17 protein-coding genes and 1 pseudogene are annotated in these 16,097 nt (G+C 68.9%); 9 read left to right on the top strand and 9 right to left on the bottom strand.

What is annotated here, in order from left to right:
- Positions 1 to 420: glycine cleavage T C-terminal barrel domain-containing protein (locus VKG81_RS19755; protein ID WP_324398424.1), on the top strand; the 420-nt coding region annotated here is incomplete at its 5' end.
- Between the two features lie 23 nt (positions 421 to 443).
- On the top strand, positions 444 to 1,550 hold the full coding sequence (locus tag VKG81_RS19750) for a branched-chain amino acid aminotransferase (RefSeq protein WP_324398423.1): 1,107 nt from the start codon (positions 444 to 446) through the stop codon (positions 1,548 to 1,550).
- A 13-nt stretch (positions 1,551 to 1,563) separates the two neighbouring features.
- On the opposite strand, the gene VKG81_RS19745 is transcribed toward VKG81_RS19750, so the two are convergent.
- From VKG81_RS19745 to VKG81_RS19730, 4 genes are read right to left on the bottom strand one after another with little or no spacing between them, the layout of a single operon-like run.
- Positions 1,564 to 2,307, bottom strand: a complete 744-nt coding sequence (locus tag VKG81_RS19745; RefSeq protein ID WP_324398422.1) for an adenosylcobinamide-GDP ribazoletransferase — start codon at positions 2,305 to 2,307, stop codon at positions 1,564 to 1,566.
- A 2-nt stretch (positions 2,308 to 2,309) separates the two neighbouring features.
- Positions 2,310 to 3,371, bottom strand: coding sequence for a nicotinate-nucleotide--dimethylbenzimidazole phosphoribosyltransferase (gene cobT, locus VKG81_RS19740; protein ID WP_414685336.1), 1,062 nt, complete (start codon positions 3,369 to 3,371; stop codon positions 2,310 to 2,312).
- Positions 3,371 to 3,901 (bottom strand): bifunctional adenosylcobinamide kinase/adenosylcobinamide-phosphate guanylyltransferase, encoded by a 531-nt coding sequence (locus VKG81_RS19735; RefSeq protein WP_324398421.1) that lies wholly within the window; start codon positions 3,899 to 3,901, stop codon positions 3,371 to 3,373. Before VKG81_RS19735 ends, cobT begins: the two co-directional genes overlap by 1 nt.
- 5 nt (positions 3,902 to 3,906) lie before the next feature.
- Positions 3,907 to 4,566: a DUF3043 domain-containing protein gene (locus tag VKG81_RS19730; protein WP_324398420.1), complete on the bottom strand. Its 660-nt coding sequence runs from the start codon at positions 4,564 to 4,566 to the stop codon at positions 3,907 to 3,909.
- Positions 4,567 to 4,612: 46 nt separating this feature from the next.
- On the opposite strand from VKG81_RS19730, the gene VKG81_RS19725 reads away from it, so the two are divergent.
- Entirely contained in the window at positions 4,613 to 5,701 is a 1,089-nt protein-coding gene (locus VKG81_RS19725) for a glycerate kinase (RefSeq protein ID WP_414685339.1), read from the top strand.
- 45 nt (positions 5,702 to 5,746) lie between these two features.
- Positions 5,747 to 6,109 (top strand): iron-sulfur cluster assembly accessory protein, encoded by a 363-nt coding sequence (locus VKG81_RS19720; RefSeq protein ID WP_324398418.1) that lies wholly within the window; start codon positions 5,747 to 5,749, stop codon positions 6,107 to 6,109.
- Between the two features lie 6 nt (positions 6,110 to 6,115).
- Here VKG81_RS19720 and VKG81_RS19715 read toward each other — a convergent pair whose 3' ends face one another.
- A complete protein-coding gene (locus VKG81_RS19715) occupies positions 6,116 to 6,802 on the bottom strand; it encodes a hypothetical protein (RefSeq protein ID WP_324398417.1) in 687 nt (228 codons plus the stop codon).
- Between the two features lie 94 nt (positions 6,803 to 6,896).
- Between VKG81_RS19715 and VKG81_RS19710 the strand changes: the two genes are divergently transcribed.
- Positions 6,897 to 7,871, top strand: a complete 975-nt coding sequence (locus tag VKG81_RS19710) for a carbohydrate kinase family protein (RefSeq protein ID WP_324398416.1) — start codon at positions 6,897 to 6,899, stop codon at positions 7,869 to 7,871.
- Between the two features lie 10 nt (positions 7,872 to 7,881).
- Here the strand turns inward: VKG81_RS19710 and asnB are convergent, their stop codons facing one another.
- On the bottom strand, positions 7,882 to 9,813 hold the full coding sequence (gene asnB, locus VKG81_RS19705) for an asparagine synthase (glutamine-hydrolyzing) (protein WP_324398415.1): 1,932 nt from the start codon (positions 9,811 to 9,813) through the stop codon (positions 7,882 to 7,884).
- Between the two features lie 45 nt (positions 9,814 to 9,858).
- Between asnB and VKG81_RS19700 the strand changes: the two genes are divergently transcribed.
- The 4 genes from VKG81_RS19700 to VKG81_RS19685 all read left to right on the top strand — a co-directional run bounded on the left by VKG81_RS19700 (position 9,859) and on the right by VKG81_RS19685 (position 13,091).
- Positions 9,859 to 10,932 (top strand): cytochrome c oxidase subunit II, encoded by a 1,074-nt coding sequence (locus VKG81_RS19700; protein ID WP_414685337.1) that lies wholly within the window; start codon positions 9,859 to 9,861, stop codon positions 10,930 to 10,932.
- 19 nt (positions 10,933 to 10,951) lie between these two features.
- The gene (locus tag VKG81_RS19695) at positions 10,952 to 11,368 is read left to right on the top strand and encodes a cytochrome c oxidase subunit 4 (protein WP_324398413.1); all 417 of its coding nucleotides are present in this window, start codon (positions 10,952 to 10,954) and stop codon (positions 11,366 to 11,368) included.
- Positions 11,369 to 11,556: 188 nt separating this feature from the next.
- Positions 11,557 to 12,405, top strand: coding sequence for an MmpS family transport accessory protein (locus tag VKG81_RS19690; protein ID WP_324398412.1), 849 nt, complete (start codon positions 11,557 to 11,559; stop codon positions 12,403 to 12,405).
- Positions 12,405 to 13,091 carry a DUF2561 family protein gene (locus VKG81_RS19685; protein WP_324398411.1) on the top strand — a complete coding sequence of 229 codons (687 nt, stop codon included), beginning with the start codon at positions 12,405 to 12,407 and terminating at the stop codon, positions 13,089 to 13,091. Before VKG81_RS19690 ends, VKG81_RS19685 begins: the two co-directional genes overlap by 1 nt.
- Positions 13,092 to 13,121: 30 nt before the next feature.
- Here VKG81_RS19685 and VKG81_RS19680 read toward each other — a convergent pair whose 3' ends face one another.
- From VKG81_RS19680 to VKG81_RS19670, 3 genes and pseudogenes are all read right to left on the bottom strand, one after another.
- Positions 13,122 to 14,789 (bottom strand): cytochrome bc complex cytochrome b subunit, encoded by a 1,668-nt coding sequence (locus VKG81_RS19680; protein ID WP_324398410.1) that lies wholly within the window; start codon positions 14,787 to 14,789, stop codon positions 13,122 to 13,124.
- On the bottom strand, positions 14,786 to 15,970 hold the full coding sequence (locus VKG81_RS19675) for a ubiquinol-cytochrome c reductase iron-sulfur subunit (RefSeq protein ID WP_324398409.1): 1,185 nt from the start codon (positions 15,968 to 15,970) through the stop codon (positions 14,786 to 14,788). The genes VKG81_RS19680 and VKG81_RS19675 overlap by 4 nt, the downstream gene beginning before the upstream one ends.
- Positions 15,967 to 16,097: pseudogene (locus VKG81_RS19670) on the bottom strand (cytochrome C); the annotation flags it as partial. The pseudogene VKG81_RS19670 and the gene VKG81_RS19675, both read right to left, overlap by 4 nt.

The following is a 16,097-nucleotide window of genomic DNA, read 5'->3' as shown; positions in this document are numbered from 1 at the left end:
GCACGCGACACGCTGCGCACCGAAATGGGCTACCCGCTGCACGGGCACGAGTTGTCGCTGGACATCTCGCCGCTGCAGGCGCGCTGCGGCTGGGCGGTAGGCTGGCGCAAAGACGCCTTCTGGGGCCGCGACGCGTTGCTGGCCGAGAGGCAGGCAGGCCCGCGACGGTTGCTGCGCGGGCTTCGCACCACGGGCCGCGGCGTGCTGCGGCCGGAGTTGACGGTACTCGACGGCGATGCCGTAGTTGGGGTCACCACGTCGGGAACCTTTTCTCCCACATTGAAAGTCGGCATCGCGCTGGCGTTGATCGATACCGCTGCCGGCATCGAGAACGGCAGCCGCGTCACCGTGGACGTGCGGGGGCGGCCGCTGGAGTGTGAGGTGGTCGACCCGCCGTTCGTCGAGGCCAAAACTCGATAGCGGGCGGGGATACAATCGCTCGCATGAGCACCGGTCCCCTCGAGTTCACCGTTCAGCGCAGCGCGCACCCGGCGACCGACGAGCAGCGGACCGTGATCATGACCAATCCGCCGTTCGGGCAGTACCACACCGACCACATGGTGTCGATCACCTACACCGACGAGCGGGGCTGGCACGACGCACGGGTGATCCCGTACGGGCCGATCGAGCTCGACCCGTCGGCCATTGTGTTGCACTACGCCCAGGAGGTGTTTGAAGGGCTCAAGGCGTATCGGTGGGCGGACGGATCGATCGTGTCGTTCCGGCCCGAGGCGAACGCCGCCCGGCTGAGGTCCTCGGCACGGCGGCTGGCGATCCCGGAGCTGCCCGACGAGGTGTTCATCGAGTCGCTTCGCCAGCTGATCGCGGTCGACGGTGCATGGGTGCCGCCGTCGCGCGGCGAGGAGTCGCTGTACCTGCGACCCTTCATCTTCGCCACCGAGCCGGGTCTGGGCGTGCGCCCGGCCAACCAGTACCGCTACCTGGTGATCGCCTCACCGGCGGGGGCGTACTTCCCGCGCGGCATCAGGCCGGTGAGCGTCTGGCTGTCCACCGAGTACGTCCGCGCGTCGCCGGGTGGTACCGGCGCTGCCAAGTTCGGCGGCAACTACGCCGCGTCGCTGCTCGCGCAGGCCCAGGCCGCGGAGAACGGCTGCGACCAGGTGGTCTGGCTGGATGCCGTCGAGCGCCGCTACATCGAAGAGATGGGCGGGATGAACCTTTTCTTCGTGTTCGGCAGCGGCGGTTCGGCGCGGCTGGTCACCCCGGAGCTCACCGGCACACTGCTGCCGGGCATCACGCGAGATTCGTTGCTGCAGTTGGCAACCGACGCTGGATTCACGGTCGAGGAACGCAAGATCGACGTCGACGAGTGGCAGAAGAAAACAGCGGCGGGCGAGATCACCGAGGTGTTTGCGTGCGGTACTGCCGCGGTGATCACGCCGGTGTCCTCGGTCAAGTCCGCCGACGGCGAGTTCACCATCGCCGACGGTGAGCCGGGTGAGATCACGATGGCGCTGCGTGACACCCTGACGGGGATCCAGCGCGGCACGTTTGCCGATACCCACGGTTGGATGGGCCGCCTCGGCTAACGGACCGCCTCGGCTAACGGACCGCCATTCCGACGGCAGCGACGGTGGTGGCCACCTCGATCGCCGCGCCGAGCACATCACCCGTGATGCCGCCGAACCGCCGTACGCAGTGGGCGGCGAGCACCGCGGCGACCGCGAGCGCCGCCAGCACCGCCAGCGGTCCCTGCCACGGCCGGGGGCCGGTCAACGTCGACGCCGCGACCACCACCGCGGCCCACGCCGCCACCACCGGCAGCGGCTGCGTGCCCGCCACCGCAGCGCCCAGCACACTGCCTGCGGCCGCGGGCACGCCGCGGCGGCAGGCCAGCACCGCGGCCACCCGCCCCGTCGTGACGGCGGTCACCACCGCCACCCAACCCGGTATCCCTTCCGACAGCGCGGCGAACGCCAGCCCCTGGACGACGACGGCCACCACCACCGCGGCCACCCCGAACGGGCCGGCGGACCCGTCACGCATCACCCGAAGCCCGCGCTCGGGCGGTCCGTAGCAGCCCAGACCGTCGGCGGTGTCGGCCAGCCCGTCGATGTGCAGGCCGCGGGTGAGGATCAGCAGCGCGGCGACCGCCAGCATCCCGGCCAGCGGGCTGCCCGCGCCGAACGCCCACGAACCCGCCAACAGCACCGCACCGGCGAGTTCGCCGAGCACGATCCCGACGACCGGCAACGCGGTGAGCACGCCGCGGCCGATCCCTGGGGAGGGGACGCGCGTCGGCAGGACCGAAGCGAACGCGAAAGCGCCGACCAGCGAACGAATCACGACTAACCCGACGCGCGTTCGCTCACCGCCGCCTCGTCGAACGTCGCCATCGACGCCAGCGTGGCCACCGCGGCTCTGACGATCGGCAGCGCCACCACCGCTCCCGTCCCTTCGCCAAGCCGCATCTGCAGGTCGACGATGGGCTCCAACTCCAGTTCCCTCAACGCCAGGGCATGCGCCGGCTCGGTCGAGCGGTGCCCCGCTTGCCACCACTGCCGGGCACCGGGCGCCAGCCGCTCGGCGATCAGCGCGGCCGCGGTGACCACTAGACCGTCGAGCAGCAGCGGCGTACGGCGCACGGCCGCCTGCGCGCAGAACCCTGCCATCGCCGCGAGATCGGCGCCACCGCAGATCCGCAGCAGCGCAACGGGGTCGGCGATGTCGCGGCGTGCCCGGTACAGCGCATCGCGAACCACGGTGGTCTTGCGCATCCAGCCGCCGTCATCGATGCCCGTGCCGCGTCCGACCGCGACCACCGGCTCCGATCCGGTCACCGCCGCCACCAAAGTGGTTGCGGGCGTAGTGTTTCCGATGCCCATGTCACCGGCGATGAGCAGATCGGCGCCGGCATCGACCTCCTCGTCGGCGATCCGGCGGCCGGCTCCGACGGCCGCGACCACCTCGTCCTGGCTCAACGCGTCTTCGACGGCCGCGTTACCGCTGCCGCGGCGCACCTTGTACGCCCCGATCCCCTGGGTCAGCGGCGCGTCGGCGTCCACCGCTATGTCGACGACACGCACGCCGGCTCCCGCCACGCCCGCCAGGACGTTGATCGCCGCCCCGCCGGCGTCGATGTTGGCCACCATCTGCGCGGTGACCTCCGGAGGATACGCCGAAACCCCCGCCGCCGCGACGCCGTGATCGCCTGCGAACACCACCACGCGGGCCCGTTCGAACTGCCGCGGCGGGCACACTCCCTGACACGACGCCGCCCACACCGACAGCTCCTCCAGCCGGCCCAGTGCGCCGCGTGGCTTGGTCAGCCTGTCCTGGCGCGCGCGTGCCGCGGCGGCGACTTCGGCGTCGGGCGGCACCACCGGCCCGAATTCGGCCGCAGCGCTCACTAGCCGTAGTCCTTGACGGTCACCGGCCGGCCCGCGACCACCAGCACCACGCGGTCGCACAGGCCGGCCAGCCGCTGGTTGAGTTCGCCCATCTCGTCAGCGAACCGGAGCCCCGAATCGGTGGTGGGCACCACCGTCAACCCGACCTCGGGGCTGACGATCATCAACGGGGAGCCGAATTCGTACACCGCCTCGACGAGGTCGTCCACATCGGCGCTGACCGGGTCGCTGCCCCAGCCGCGGCGGTCCAGCACGGCGGTGAGCCAGCCGCCGACGTCGTCGATGAGCGTGGGCGGCGCCGGGATCTTTCGCAACTGGGCTGCCAGTTCGACGGTTTCGACGGTCGCCCAGTGCTGCGGTCGCCGCGCCCGGTGTTCGGTCACGCGCCGAGCCCACGTGGGGTCGGATTCGCGCGCGCAGCCGGTGGCCAGGTACCGCACCGGGTCGGTGGGCTCCACCTCCTCGGCGATCGCCAACTCGGCCCATCTCGACTTGCCCGACCGGATGCCGCCGAGCACCAGTGTGCGCATGGCGGTCAGGCTACGTCGTCGCCGCGGTTGACGCGGGGCCGCGGAGCCCGCATCCGGCGCAGCTGCGATGCCCGGCTGGCCGCGTAAAAGCCGAGCTTCCAACGGCTTTCGGTGTTGCCCGGGAACTTCACGTCAACCAGCTTGCCGACCTTGCGAGCGAGGAACAGGCCGTCGATGGCCATGATCGCGACCAGCACGAGCATGGCGGGGGAGATGAAGAACTGCACCCGCGGCACCGCCAGCATCACGAAGATCAGGGCCAGTGCCGCGGGCATGAACAGCCCGAGGACGTTGCGTCGCGCGTCGACGACGTCGCGTACGTACCGCCGTATCGGGCCCCGGTCGCGAGGCAGCAGGTAGGCCTCGTCGCCGGCCATCATCCGCTCGCGGCGATCGGCCATCTGCGCACGCTGCCCGGCCTTTTCGACCTTGCGCTCCGCACGGGTCAGCTTCGGGCCGCCCACGGCCTTGCGCCGGCGGCGCGCCTCCGCGGCGGTCATCGGCGCCGGTGCGACGGGCCCCCGCCGCTTGGCGGCGTCGCGCTTGGGTGTGGGCCGGCCTTTGGGCGCCGTGGTCTTGCGGGACGCAGCCTCGTCGGCGCCGACCGCCTCGGCCTCGACAGCCGCGGCGTCGTCGGCGCTCTTTTTACGGCCCAGCAGACTCACGCCCGCCAGTTTAGGGTGCATGGATGAGCGCGCTCCCAGGCCTGCCATGCGCGTGCTGATCGCCCCCGACTGTTATGGGGACAGCCTGACCGCCGTCGACGCCGCCGAGGCCATCGCCTCCGGCTGGCTGCGGGCACGGCCCGACGACGACCTCACCCTGGCGCCGCAGTCCGACGGCGGTCCGGGGTTCGTCGGGGTGCTGGCGGGCCGGCTCGGCGAGCTGCGCACAGCGCGTGTCTGCGGCCCGCTCGCCGCCGACGTCGACGCGGACTGGGTCCTCGACGGCGAGATGGCCTACGTCGAATGCGCGCAGGCCTGCGGGCTGGCCCTTCTCGACGGCCCGCCGACCGCGCGGACCGCGCTGGCGGCCCACACCAGGGGAGTGGGCCAGCTCATCGACGCTGCACTGGCCGCAGGTGCCCGCCGAGTGGTGGTCGGCCTCGGCGGGAGCGCGAGCACCGACGGCGGCCGCGGCATGATCGACGTCCTGGGCGGGTTGGGTCCGGCCCGGCAGCGGCTCTCCGGGATCGAGCTGATCGCCGCAACCGACGTCGAACACCCGATGCTGGGCCCGATGGGCGCCGCCCGGGTGTTCGGGCCGCAGAAGGGCGCCGACCCCGACACCGTCGAGCTGCTGGAGGACCGGCTCACGTCGTGGGCCGCGGAATTGGACGCGGCCGCGGGCCGGGCGGTCAGTCGGGAGGCGGGCACCGGCGCCGCGGGTGGGCTCGGAGCGGCACTGCTGGCGCTCGGGGGCCGTCGGGAGTCGGGTGCCGCGATCATCGCCGAACACACCCGCCTGGCCGACGACGTCGCCGCCGCCGACCTCGTCGTCACCGGCGAAGGCCGATTCGACGACCAGTCGCTGCACGGCAAGGTGATCAGCGCGCTGGCGGCCGGCGCGGCGGCGCGGCGGACCCCGGTGCTGGTGCTTGCGGGACAGGTCGCGCTGCCCGACGCCGCGCTGCGGGCGGCTGGCATCGCGGCGGCCCGCTCGATCGCCGATTACGCGGGATCGGTTCGCCTGGCGGTCGACGACGCCGCCAACCAGCTGGCCGGCCTGGCCCGCAAGGCCGCGGCAGCGCACGTCTGGCTGGACGAACTCGGGAATAGCGGCGAAACCAGGTACCGTTGAATAAGTGGGGTTTGCTCCATTGCGAGATAGGCATAAGGAGACGTAATGAGTGTTCAGGACGAGTCGGCCACCAGCACCGCGACTCACGGCGTGATCCTGACCGACGCCGCGGCCGCGAAGGCCAAGGCGCTGCTGGACCAGGAGGGCCGTGACGACCTGGCCTTGAGGATCGCCGTTCAGCCGGGTGGCTGCGCGGGCCTGCGTTACAACCTCTTCTTCGACGACCGGGCGCTCGACGGCGATCTGACCGCCGAGTTCGGCGGCGTGACGCTGACGGTGGACCGGATGAGCGCACCGTACGTGCAGGGCGCGACGATCGACTTCGTCGACACGATCGAGAAGCAGGGGTTCACGATCGACAACCCGAACGCCACGGGCTCGTGCGCCTGCGGCGACTCCTTCAACTGACCTCACTCAGTACTGAGCGGCGGTCCGTAACAGATACGAGCACACGAGGACGCGGTCGTCCTGGCTGAGAAGCTGGGCGATGGCCTGTTCCTCGTCTCTGGCGCCGCTGCTTCTGCCCGCGGGAACGGCACGCATCGTGAACAGCACCTGAGCCTGGTTGGGTGACCAGAACACCATCTTGTCGATCGTGGTGACCTCGGCCTTCGCGAACTCCTTGCGAAACGCGTCACTGGACAGCCGCGCCAGCGCCTGGTCGGACCTGCGGTCCTTTACCGCGTCGTACATGCCGCACATCGTGTTGCGGGCGACCGTGTCGTAGTCACCCTTGGCAAGCGCGTCCAGGTAGTTCTGGATCGCGACCTTCGCGGATCCGGGGGTCAGCGCTCCGCCCTCCGCCTCCGGGGAGCCGCCGCGCGCCGCATAGATGATCGCCACGGTCGTCGCCGCCACCACCGCGATGACCAGCGCCAACGCCCCCAGCAGCCACCAGCGCCGCCGCTTCGGATACCGAACGGGCGGCGGCAGCATCCCGGGATACACCGATGCCGCGGCCGGTTGATAAGGCCCCTGTGACGGCGGATAGGGCTGCCCGGGGGGCGTCGGCTGGGCCGCGAAGGGTTGGCTCGGATAGGGCTCGGTGTAGGACTGTGGGCTGGACGTGGGGTCGGAGTACTGCGGGTACGGACCGGCCATGGTAGGCAGGCTAGCGCAACCCGCCCCGGACTGACGGGGCGGCGACTTTGAGTAGTCTTAGCTTAGATTGCTTAACGAATTGAAGGGCGACGTCGTGACAATTGCGGTGACCGGATCGATAGCAACCGACCATCTCATGCGGTTCCCGGGCCGGTTCTCCGAGCAGTTGCTGCCCGAGCACCTGCAGAAGGTGTCGCTGAGCTTCCTGGTCGACGATCTCGTCGTGCACCGCGGCGGAGTCGCGGGAAACATGGCGTACGCGATCGGCGTGCTGGGCGGGGACGCCGCACTTGTCGGCGCCGCAGGCATGGACTTCGCCGATTACCGGGAGTGGCTCGAATCGCACGGCGTCAATTGCGACCACGTGCTGATCTCAGACACCGCCCACACCGCGCGGTTCGTCTGCACCACCGACCTCGACATGGCGCAGATCGCCTCGTTCTACCCGGGTGCGATGTCGCAGGCCCGGCACATCTCGCTGGCCGAGGTCGTGTCTTCCATCGGCACACCGGAAATGGTGATTGTCGGGGCCAACGATCCCGACACGATGTTCTTGCACACCGACGAATGCCGCAAGCTGGGCCTGGCGTTCGCGGCCGACCCGTCGCAGCAGCTGGCGCGGCTCTCCGGCGAGGAGATCCGCCGCCTGGTTGACGGTGCGACGTATCTGTTCACCAACGACTACGAGTGGGACCTGCTCCTGCAGAAGTCCGGCTGGAGCGACGCCGACGTGCTCGCCCAGGTGGGCCTGCGGGTCACGACGTTGGGGCCCAAGGGTGTCGACATGATCGCCGCGGACGGCACATCCATCCACGTCGACGTCGTGCCGGAAACCGCCAAGGTCGATCCCACCGGCGTGGGTGACGCGTTCCGGGCCGGCTTCCTCACCGCCCGCAGCGCGGGTCTGGCCTTGGAGCGCTCGGCCCAACTGGGATCGCTGGTTGCGGTGTTGGTGTTGGAGACCAACGGCACCCAGGAGTGGACGTGGGACCGCGAGGTCGCGGTGGCGCGGCTGGCCGACGCGTACGGCGAGGACGCCGGCGAGGAGATCGCCTCCGCGCTGGGGTGACTCCCGGTGATCAGAGCGCTACCGGGTATACCGGTTCACTGATCTGCGGCACGACGCTGCGCTCCACGAAGATCGCGTGCCACAGCATGAAGATCAGCACCGTCCACAGCCGCCGGCTGTGATCGCTTGTGCCGGCCAGGTGTTCGTCGAGCATGTGGCGCACCGCGGCGATGTCGATCAACTCGTCGGCCTGAGAGGAACCGATCATCTGGTGGGCCCAGTCCAGCAGTTCGCCGGCGCGCAGCCAGTGGCGGATCGGCACCGGGAAGCCCAGCTTGGGCCGGTTGAGAACGTGCGACGGCACGACCGGTTCCAGCGCGCGTCGTAGCGCGTATTTCGTCGTCTTGCGGGTGATCTTCGCCTCCAGCGGCAGCCGCGACGCCACCGCGAACACCTCCGGATCCAGGAACGGGACCCGCAATTCCAGCGAGTTGGCCATCGTCATCTTGTCGGCCTTGACCAGGATGTCGCCGCGCAGCCACGTGAACAGGTCGATGTGCTGCATGCGGGCCACCGGGTCCCAGCCCTCGGACTGCGCGTAGATGTCGGCGGTGATGTCGGTGTGCGTCCATTCGGGCCGAAAAACCCGCAGCACGGTCTGCAGCTGCGGGTCGGAGAAGCTGCGGGCATTGCCGTAGTAGCGCTCCTCGAGCGTCTGCGAACCGCGGTGCAGCAGGCTCTTGCCGCGCATGCCTTCGGGCAGCGGCGCCGAGACCCGCCGCATGGACCGCCGCACGCGGGGAGGCAGGTATTCGAAAGGCTTGAGCGACAACGGTTCCCGGTAAATCGTATAACCGCCGAACAGCTCGTCGGCACCCTCGCCGGACAGCACGACCTTGACGTGCTTGCGGGCCTCCCGCGCGATGAAGAACAGCGGAACGAGGGCCGGGTCGGCGACCGGTTCGTCGAGATACCAGACGATTTCGGGCAGCGCCTCGACGAACTCGGCCGGGCTGACCACCTTGGCCACGTGCCTGGCGCCGATCGCCTCCGCGGACGCGATCGCGACGTCGACCTCCGAGAAGCCCTCCCGTTCAAACCCTGTGGTGAAGGTGATCAGCCGCGGGTTGTGCCGGATGGCCAGCGCGGCGATTGCGGTGGAGTCGATGCCGCCGGACAAGAACGCGCCCACGGTGACGTCGGCGCGCATGTGCTTGGCCACCGAGTCCTCCAGCACCGCGGTGATCTCGTCGTAGCGGGCCTGCTCGGAACCGGACGAGAACGGCTTGGCGGAAAACCGCGGGACGAAGTACCGGGTGATCTCCGGCGCCGCGCCAGGCCGTATCCGGGCGTAACTTCCCGACTCCAGCCGCCGCACCCCTTCGTGCAGCGTTTCCGGTTCGGGCACATACTGCAGCACTGTGTAGTGCTGCACCGCCCTGCGGTCGATCCCTGTGTCGATGCCGATGACGTCGGCCAGATCCAGGAGGCACTTCTTCTCGCTCGCCACCGCACTCCCGCCGGAACCGGTCGCCATGAACAGCGGCTTTATGCCGAACGGGTCACGCGCGCAGAACAATTCGTGACGCTCTGTGTCCCATAGCGCGAATGCGAACATGCCGCGCAGCCGCTGCAGGGCGTCGGCGCCCCAGTAGTGATAGGCCGCGATGATCGCCTCGCCGTCGCCGTCGGTGGCGAACACGGCGCCGTGCTCGGCGGCCAACTCGGTCCGCAGCTCGAGGTAGTTGTAGATCTCGCCGTTGAACACCAGCACGTAGCGCTCGGGCGCATCGGCCGGTCCCCATTGCAGCGGCTGGTGCGAATGCTCGATGTCGATGATCGACAACCGGTTGAATCCGAGCACCACTTCGTCGTCCGACCACGTGCCCGGCTCGTCCGGGCCGCGGTGGCGCATAAGGTGTGAGGACCCCGCGACCGCGTCGACGATCTCGGGCGTCACGGCGGCCGACGGATCACACACCAGGGCCAGCAGTCCGCACATCGGGCCAAGTATGCCGCACCCCACCGATGGTCTACGCTGCGTAGTATTCGATCGGTCGGCCAGCGCGTGACTCGAGGAGGCGCTAACGTGAGACCCCGCGGGTTTCGCCGGTTCCGTTCGTTGGGCTTGGCCGCCACGCTGGGCGTGCTGGCGATCACGCTGAGCGGTTGCAGCTGGTCCGAGGTGCTCGGCCTGGGCTGGCCCGCGGGCATCACGCCGGAGGCCCACCTGAATCGCCACCTGTGGGTGGGTTCGGTGATCGCCGCTCTTGTCGTCGGGGTCATCGTCTGGGGCCTGACGTTCTGGACGTCGGCGTTTCACCGCCACAAGCCGACCGACAAGGAACTGCCGCGCCAGTTCGGCTACAACATGCCGCTCGAACTGGTGCTGACGGTCACCCCGTTCCTGATCATCGCGGTGCTCTTCTACTTCACCGTCGTGGTGCAGGAACGTTTGCTGGCCAAACAGCCCGACCCCGAGGTTGTCGTCGACGTCACCGCTTTCCAGTGGAACTGGAAGTTCGGCTACCAGAAGATCGACTTCAAGGACGGCACGCTCGACTTCGACGGCGCCGACCCGGCCCGCAAGGCGGCCATGGTGTCCAAGCCCGAGGGCAGGGACTCGCACGGCGAAGAGCGGGTCGGCCCGGTGCGCGGGCTCAACCCGGAGGACCGCACCTATCTGAACTTCGACAAGGTCGAGACGCTGGGCACCAGCAGCGAGATCCCGATCCTGGTGCTGCCGGTGGGCAAGCGGATCGAGTTCCAGCTCGCGTCGGCCGACGTGGTGCACTCGTTCTGGGTGCCGGAGTTCCTGTTCAAGCGTGACGTGCTGCCCAATCCGAAGGCCAACCACTCCGACAACATCTTCCAGGTCACCGACATCGAGAAGACCGGCGCGTTCGTCGGGCGCTGCGCGGAGTTGTGCGGCACCTACCACTCGATGATGAACTTCGAGGTCCGGGTGGTGGAGCCCAACGACTTCAAGGCCTACGTGCAGCAGCGGATCGCCGGCAAGACCAACGCCGAGGCGTTGCAGGCCATCAACCAGCCGCCGCTGGCCGTCACCACCCACCCGTTCGATACCCGTCGCGGCGAGCAGGCCCAGGCAAGCAAGTAGGAACAGGGGAAGGCACGCCATGCATATCGAGGCCCGGCTGTTCGAGATCCTGACCGCCTTCTTCGCGCTGGTCACGATCGTCTACGGGGTGCTGACCGCCTACTTCCGCGGCGGCATCGAATGGGCAGGCGTCACCGCGATGGTGATGACCACCGGCCTGACGCTGATCATCGGCACGTACTTCCGATTCGTCGCGCGCCGGCTCGACACCCGGCCGGAGGACTACGAGGACGCCGAGATCGCCGACGGCGCCGGAGAGCTGGGGTTCTACGCCCCGCACAGCTGGTGGCCGATCCTGGTCGCGCTGTCCGCGTCGGTGGCCGCCGTCGGGATCGCGCTGTGGCTGCCGTGGGTGATCGCCGCCGGCGTCGTGTTTGTCCTCGCCGCCGCCTCCGGGCTGGTATTCGAGTACTACGTCGGCCCTGAGAAGCACTAGCTGTCAATCGCCGAAGATCACAATCGGGCTGTCAGTTGGCCGACCTGCGTCGGCGTCAGATTCGCCCCGCCAGGCGGGTTGGGTAATGTTGCCGGGGCACCTTCTGTCGTGCTGCGACGGGGAGCCTGGGCCGATGGGCCGTCACGAAGAGGCATCTGCCGAAAAGTAGTCGAGAAGGATAGGCGAGAATGAGCGGGCCGAATCCCCCAGATGGTGGCTCTCTCGGGGAGGAACCGGGCGATCAGCCCACCGAGAACCAGCCCACCCAGGAAGTGACCGGCGCGACCGAGTCCGTGCAGGCATACTCGGCGCCCGAGTCCGAGCAGTTCACCAGCGGCCCTTACGTGCCGGCCGACCCGGCCCTCTATGAGTACGACACCTACGACCCCGCCACCGAGCTCGTCGACCAGCCCAAGCCTCCCCGCTGGCCGTGGGTGGTCGGCATCACGGCGATCCTGGCCGCGATCGTGCTGGTGGCCTCCGTCTCGCTGCTGGTGACCCACACCGACACGTCGAACCTGTCCAACCCGGTGACCACCGCGCCGCCGCCTCCTCCCCCGCCGCCGACGACCACGCCGCCACCGCCTCCTCCGCCGCCGACCACCGAGGCGCCTCCTCCGCCGCCCACCGAAACGGTGACGGTCACCACCGAGCCGCCGCCACCTCCGCCCACCAGCGAGGCGCCCCCGCCGCCTCCGCCGCCGCCCGCGACCACGGCGACCACGACGGCGCCGCCCGTCACGACCACCGCCACAACGCCCGCCGGGCCGCGCCAGGTCACCTACTCGGTGACCGGGACCAAGGCGCCCGGTGACATCATCACCGTTACGTACGTCGACGCGTCGGGGCGGCGGCGCACTCAGCGCAACGTTTACATTCCGTGGTCGCTGACGGTCACGCCGATCTCGACCTCCGACGTCGGCTCGGTGGAGGCGTCCAGCTTGTTCCTGGTGAGCAGGCTCAACTGCTCGATCACGACCAGCGACGGAACCGTGTTGTCCTCCAACACCAACAACTCCGCGCAGACCAGCTGCTGATGGCAACTCGGCGAGAGTCGGGGAGCCTGCGCTCCCCTGACACCGTGGATCGCATCCTGGTGATCGGAACTGCGGTGATCTGGCTGGCGGTGATCGGGGTGGGCGTGGCAGCCACTGTCGCACTTGTCGACCTCGGCACCGGTCGGCAGCCCGAGTCGGGCTCCGGCTCGCAGACCCCGTGGTTGCTCTATGTGGTGATCGCGGTCTCCGCGGTGATCATCGTCGGCGCGATTCCGCTGTTGCTGCGCGCCCGCCGCAACGCCGTTGCCGAACCCCCGCGCGCGCCGGTGAAACCCGTTCCCGGGGAAGCGAATTACGCTACGGCCGGGCCGGCTCGGCCCGCCCGGGAGGCACCGACCGAGAAGCTGCGGGTGTTCGGCACTGCGGCCGACCCGACCGGCCGCGGCACATCCGTCAACCGGCCGCCGCAGTCGTCGCGGATCGCGCTGTCGCCGGAATCGATCGAGCGGATGTGGCTGCGGGTCACCGCCTCGATCGCGGCCGCAATGGGGACGGCGATGCTGGCGGTGGCGGCGGCGACCTACCTGATGGCAGTCGACGAGATCAGCGCGGCGTGGGCCGCGCTGATCGTCGCCGCCGTCGTCACGGTCGCTATGCCGGTGATCCCGTGGCTGTTTCTGCGGCAGCTGCGCGCGAGGATCGCAGCCACCGGGCGATCCAGCTAGCCGTCTGGGCGATCCAGCTAGCCGTCTAGTCTAGTGGTGCCCGTTGGGCGACGAGCCGTTGCCCGAGCCGTTGGTGCTCTCCTCCTGGTGCTCGCGCAGGGCGGTGATCGCCCGCTGTTCCTGGGCGTGCGCGGCCTCGGTGAGCTCCCGCTGCTCCGAGGCCGGGTCGGCCCGCAGCAGGCTCCCGCTGCCGGGCGCGCCGCCGTATCCGAGCTTGTTCATCCGCTTCGGGACGGGGGCACCCTGGTATTGCAGCGGGATCGGGTGGCCGTGCTCGTCGACCGGGCCCAGCGGCTGGTGCAGTTCGATGTAGGCGCCGTGCGGCAGCCGCTTGATGATGCCGGTCTCGATGCCGTGCTCGAGCACCTCTCGGTCGCTGCGCTGCAGGCCGATCGCCCAGCGGTAGGCCACGAAGTACACGATCGGCGGCAGCACCACCATGCCGATGCGGCCCATCCACGTGGTCGCGTTCAGCGAGATGTCGAACTTCAGCGCGATGATGTCGTTAATCGACGACAGGGTCAGCACCATGTAGAACGCGATCGCCATCGCGCCGATGGCCGTGCGGACCGGGTTGTCGCGTGGACGCTGCAGCAGGTTGTGGTGGGCGACGTCGCCGCTGAACTTCTTCTCGATGTACGGGTAGGAGATCAGCAGCACGAACACCAGGCCCATGATCAGGGCGACCCAGAACGCCGCCGGGACCGTGTGACCCCAAAAGTAGAGCTCCCAGGCCGGCCAGACACGGGCCAACCCGTCGGTCCACATCATGTAGAAGTCGGGCTGGGAGCCGGCCGACACCTGCGACGGTTTGTACGGGCCCAACTGCCAGATCGGGTTGATCTGCAGCAGGCCGCCCATGATGCCGAGGATGCCCGTCGTCATCGCGAAGAACGCGCCGGACTTCACCGCGAACACCGGCAGGATCCGCACGCCCACGACGTTGTGCTCGGTGCGGCCGGGCCCGGGGAACTGTGTGTGCTTCTGGTACCAGACCAACGCCAGGTGCACACCGATGAGCGCGAGGATGATCGCGGGAATCAGCAGGATGTGCAGCATGTACAGCCGCGGGATCAGGATCTGGCCCGGGAAGTCGCCGCCGAACAAGGCCCAGTGCATCCACGTGCCGATCACGGGAATGCTCATCGTGATCGATGACAGCGCGGCCCGCAGCCCGGTGCCGGACAGCAGGTCGTCGGGCAGCGAGTAGCCGAAGTAGCCCTCGAACATCGCCAGGATCAGCAGCAGCGAGCCGAGCACCCAGTTGGCCTCGCGTGGCTTGCGGAACGCGCCGGTGAAGAAGATGCGGGCCAGGTGCACCATGATCGCCGCGGCGAACATCAGCGCGGCCCAGTGGTGGATCTGGCGGACGAACAGCCCGCCGCGCACCTCGAAGCTGATGTCGAGCGCGGTTTCGTACGCCCGTGACATCGCAACGCCGCGCAGTGGCTGATACACCCCGTTGTAGGTGACCTCGGTCATCGACGGGTCGAAGAACAGGGTCAGATACACACCGGTGATCAGCAGCACGATGAACGAATACAGCGCGATCTCACCGAGCAGGAACGACCAGTGGCTGGGGAAGACCTTGTTGATCTGCCGCTTCATTCCCGACGCGAGGTGATAGCGCTCATCCATCGCCTCGCCTTGTTCGGCCAGGATGTCGCCCAGTTTGGGCGGTTTCAGTGTGGGACTCATGTCGTCTTCCGTTCCCAGAATGCCGGCCCGACGGGCTCGATGAAGTCGCCGTTGGCGACCAGATACCCGTCCTTGTCGATGGTTATTGGCAACTGCGCCAACGCCCGTGCCGCCGGTCCGAAGATCGGCTTCGCGAAATGCAGCAGGTCGAACTGCGACTGGTGACACGGGCACAGGATGCGGTAGGTCTGCTGTTCGTACAGCGACGCGGGGCAGCCCAGGTGCGAGCAGACCTTTGTGAACGCGAACAGTCCGCCGAAGTTGAAACTCTCCTGCCCCTGGCGCTTGACCACCTTGGGCAAGTCGTTGGCCTTGACGCGGAACAGCAGGACGGGGTTGCGCACGCCCATGTACATGTCCGAGATCTTCTCGTGCGACTCGACCGTGTCGCCGTTGCCGTCGGAGTCCCGCCAGGGAAACACGGTCTCCAAGCCGCCGGCGTCGATCTCTTCCGGGCGAATCTTCTGCAGTGAGCCGGCGGCCGGGACGCCGCCGGACAGTGAGCGGGCCAGATAGATGGTTTCGCCGGTGTAGCGCGGGGTCCAGCCCGACGTCCACAGCACCGCCTTCGGTCCCTCGGCGCTGGGAACGACGGGCTTCCACGGGTTCTTGATCAGCCCGCCGATGCCCGCCACCAGGGTGCCGACCCCGAACGCGCCCAGGGCAACTGTCAGTGACATCTTGATCAGCCGGCGCCGCGGGAGCGTCGAGGTGTCAAGCGCGTCTTCGAGTTCGGCGAGGATCGTCTTGCGGTCCTGCTCCGACGACGGGCCGTCGTGGCGATCCTGGATCGCAATCTCTTCGGGGATGAACCGCTTTTGGAAGAGCACGGCGCCGATGCCGATCGCCAGGATCGACAACCCGAACGTGACCCCGTACAGCGGGGTGGCGAGGGTGTAGAGGAAGTTGCCGGGCTCGCCCTTTGGCTTGTATTCCCAGGGCCAGAACAAGAAGATCACCAGCAGCGCCAGCCCGGAGAACCCGGCCAGCAACAGCCAGAACGCGGCGCCTCGTTCCGCGCGCTTCTCGGCCCTGGTCTGCGGTGCCGGCCAGCGCGGCTCACGATAGACGATCTCGACGCCGTCGAGCTCGGTGCCGAGCTTGACCAGCTCGTCGCGGGAGAGCGAGTTCAGCTCCTTCTCGTCGGGCACCTTCGGGGCTTCGGGGGATTCAGTTGTCATGCGCGCGATCCGATCCATAGTGCGACGGCGATGACGCCGACCATCCCGATGATCCACATCGCCATGCCCTCGGGCGCCGGGCCGAACCCGCCGAGCCCGTACCCGCCGGGGTTGGGCGTCTCGGTGG

Origin of the sequence: Mycobacterium sp. (genome assembly GCF_035314905.1) — a bacterium.
Taxonomy (GTDB): Bacteria; Actinomycetota; Actinomycetes; order Mycobacteriales; family Mycobacteriaceae; genus Mycobacterium.
Note: the sequence above shows the minus strand (reverse complement) of the source record. Positions and strands in the feature narration are given on the sequence as shown.

Bases quoted from the DNA above. Each gene is read 5' to 3' on its own strand.
- VKG81_RS19750 (WP_324398423.1), top strand. From the start codon at position 444: ATGAGCACCGGTCCCCTCGAGTTCACCGTTCAGCGCAGCGCGCACCCG.
- VKG81_RS19735 (WP_324398421.1), bottom strand. From the start codon at position 3,901: ATGCGCACACTGGTGCTCGGCGGCATCCGGTCGGGCAAGTCGAGATGG.
- VKG81_RS19725 (WP_414685339.1), top strand. From the start codon at position 4,613: ATGCGCGTGCTGATCGCCCCCGACTGTTATGGGGACAGCCTGACCGCC.
- VKG81_RS19720 (WP_324398418.1), top strand. From the start codon at position 5,747: ATGAGTGTTCAGGACGAGTCGGCCACCAGCACCGCGACTCACGGCGTG.
- VKG81_RS19715 (WP_324398417.1), bottom strand. From the start codon at position 6,802: ATGGCCGGTCCGTACCCGCAGTACTCCGACCCCACGTCCAGCCCACAG.
- asnB (WP_324398415.1), bottom strand. From the start codon at position 9,813: ATGTGCGGACTGCTGGCCCTGGTGTGTGATCCGTCGGCCGCCGTGACG.
- VKG81_RS19695 (WP_324398413.1), top strand. From the start codon at position 10,952: ATGCATATCGAGGCCCGGCTGTTCGAGATCCTGACCGCCTTCTTCGCG.
- VKG81_RS19690 (WP_324398412.1), top strand. From the start codon at position 11,557: ATGAGCGGGCCGAATCCCCCAGATGGTGGCTCTCTCGGGGAGGAACCG.
- VKG81_RS19685 (WP_324398411.1), top strand. From the start codon at position 12,405: ATGGCAACTCGGCGAGAGTCGGGGAGCCTGCGCTCCCCTGACACCGTG.
- VKG81_RS19680 (WP_324398410.1), bottom strand. From the start codon at position 14,789: ATGAGTCCCACACTGAAACCGCCCAAACTGGGCGACATCCTGGCCGAA.
- VKG81_RS19675 (WP_324398409.1), bottom strand. From the start codon at position 15,970: ATGACAACTGAATCCCCCGAAGCCCCGAAGGTGCCCGACGAGAAGGAG.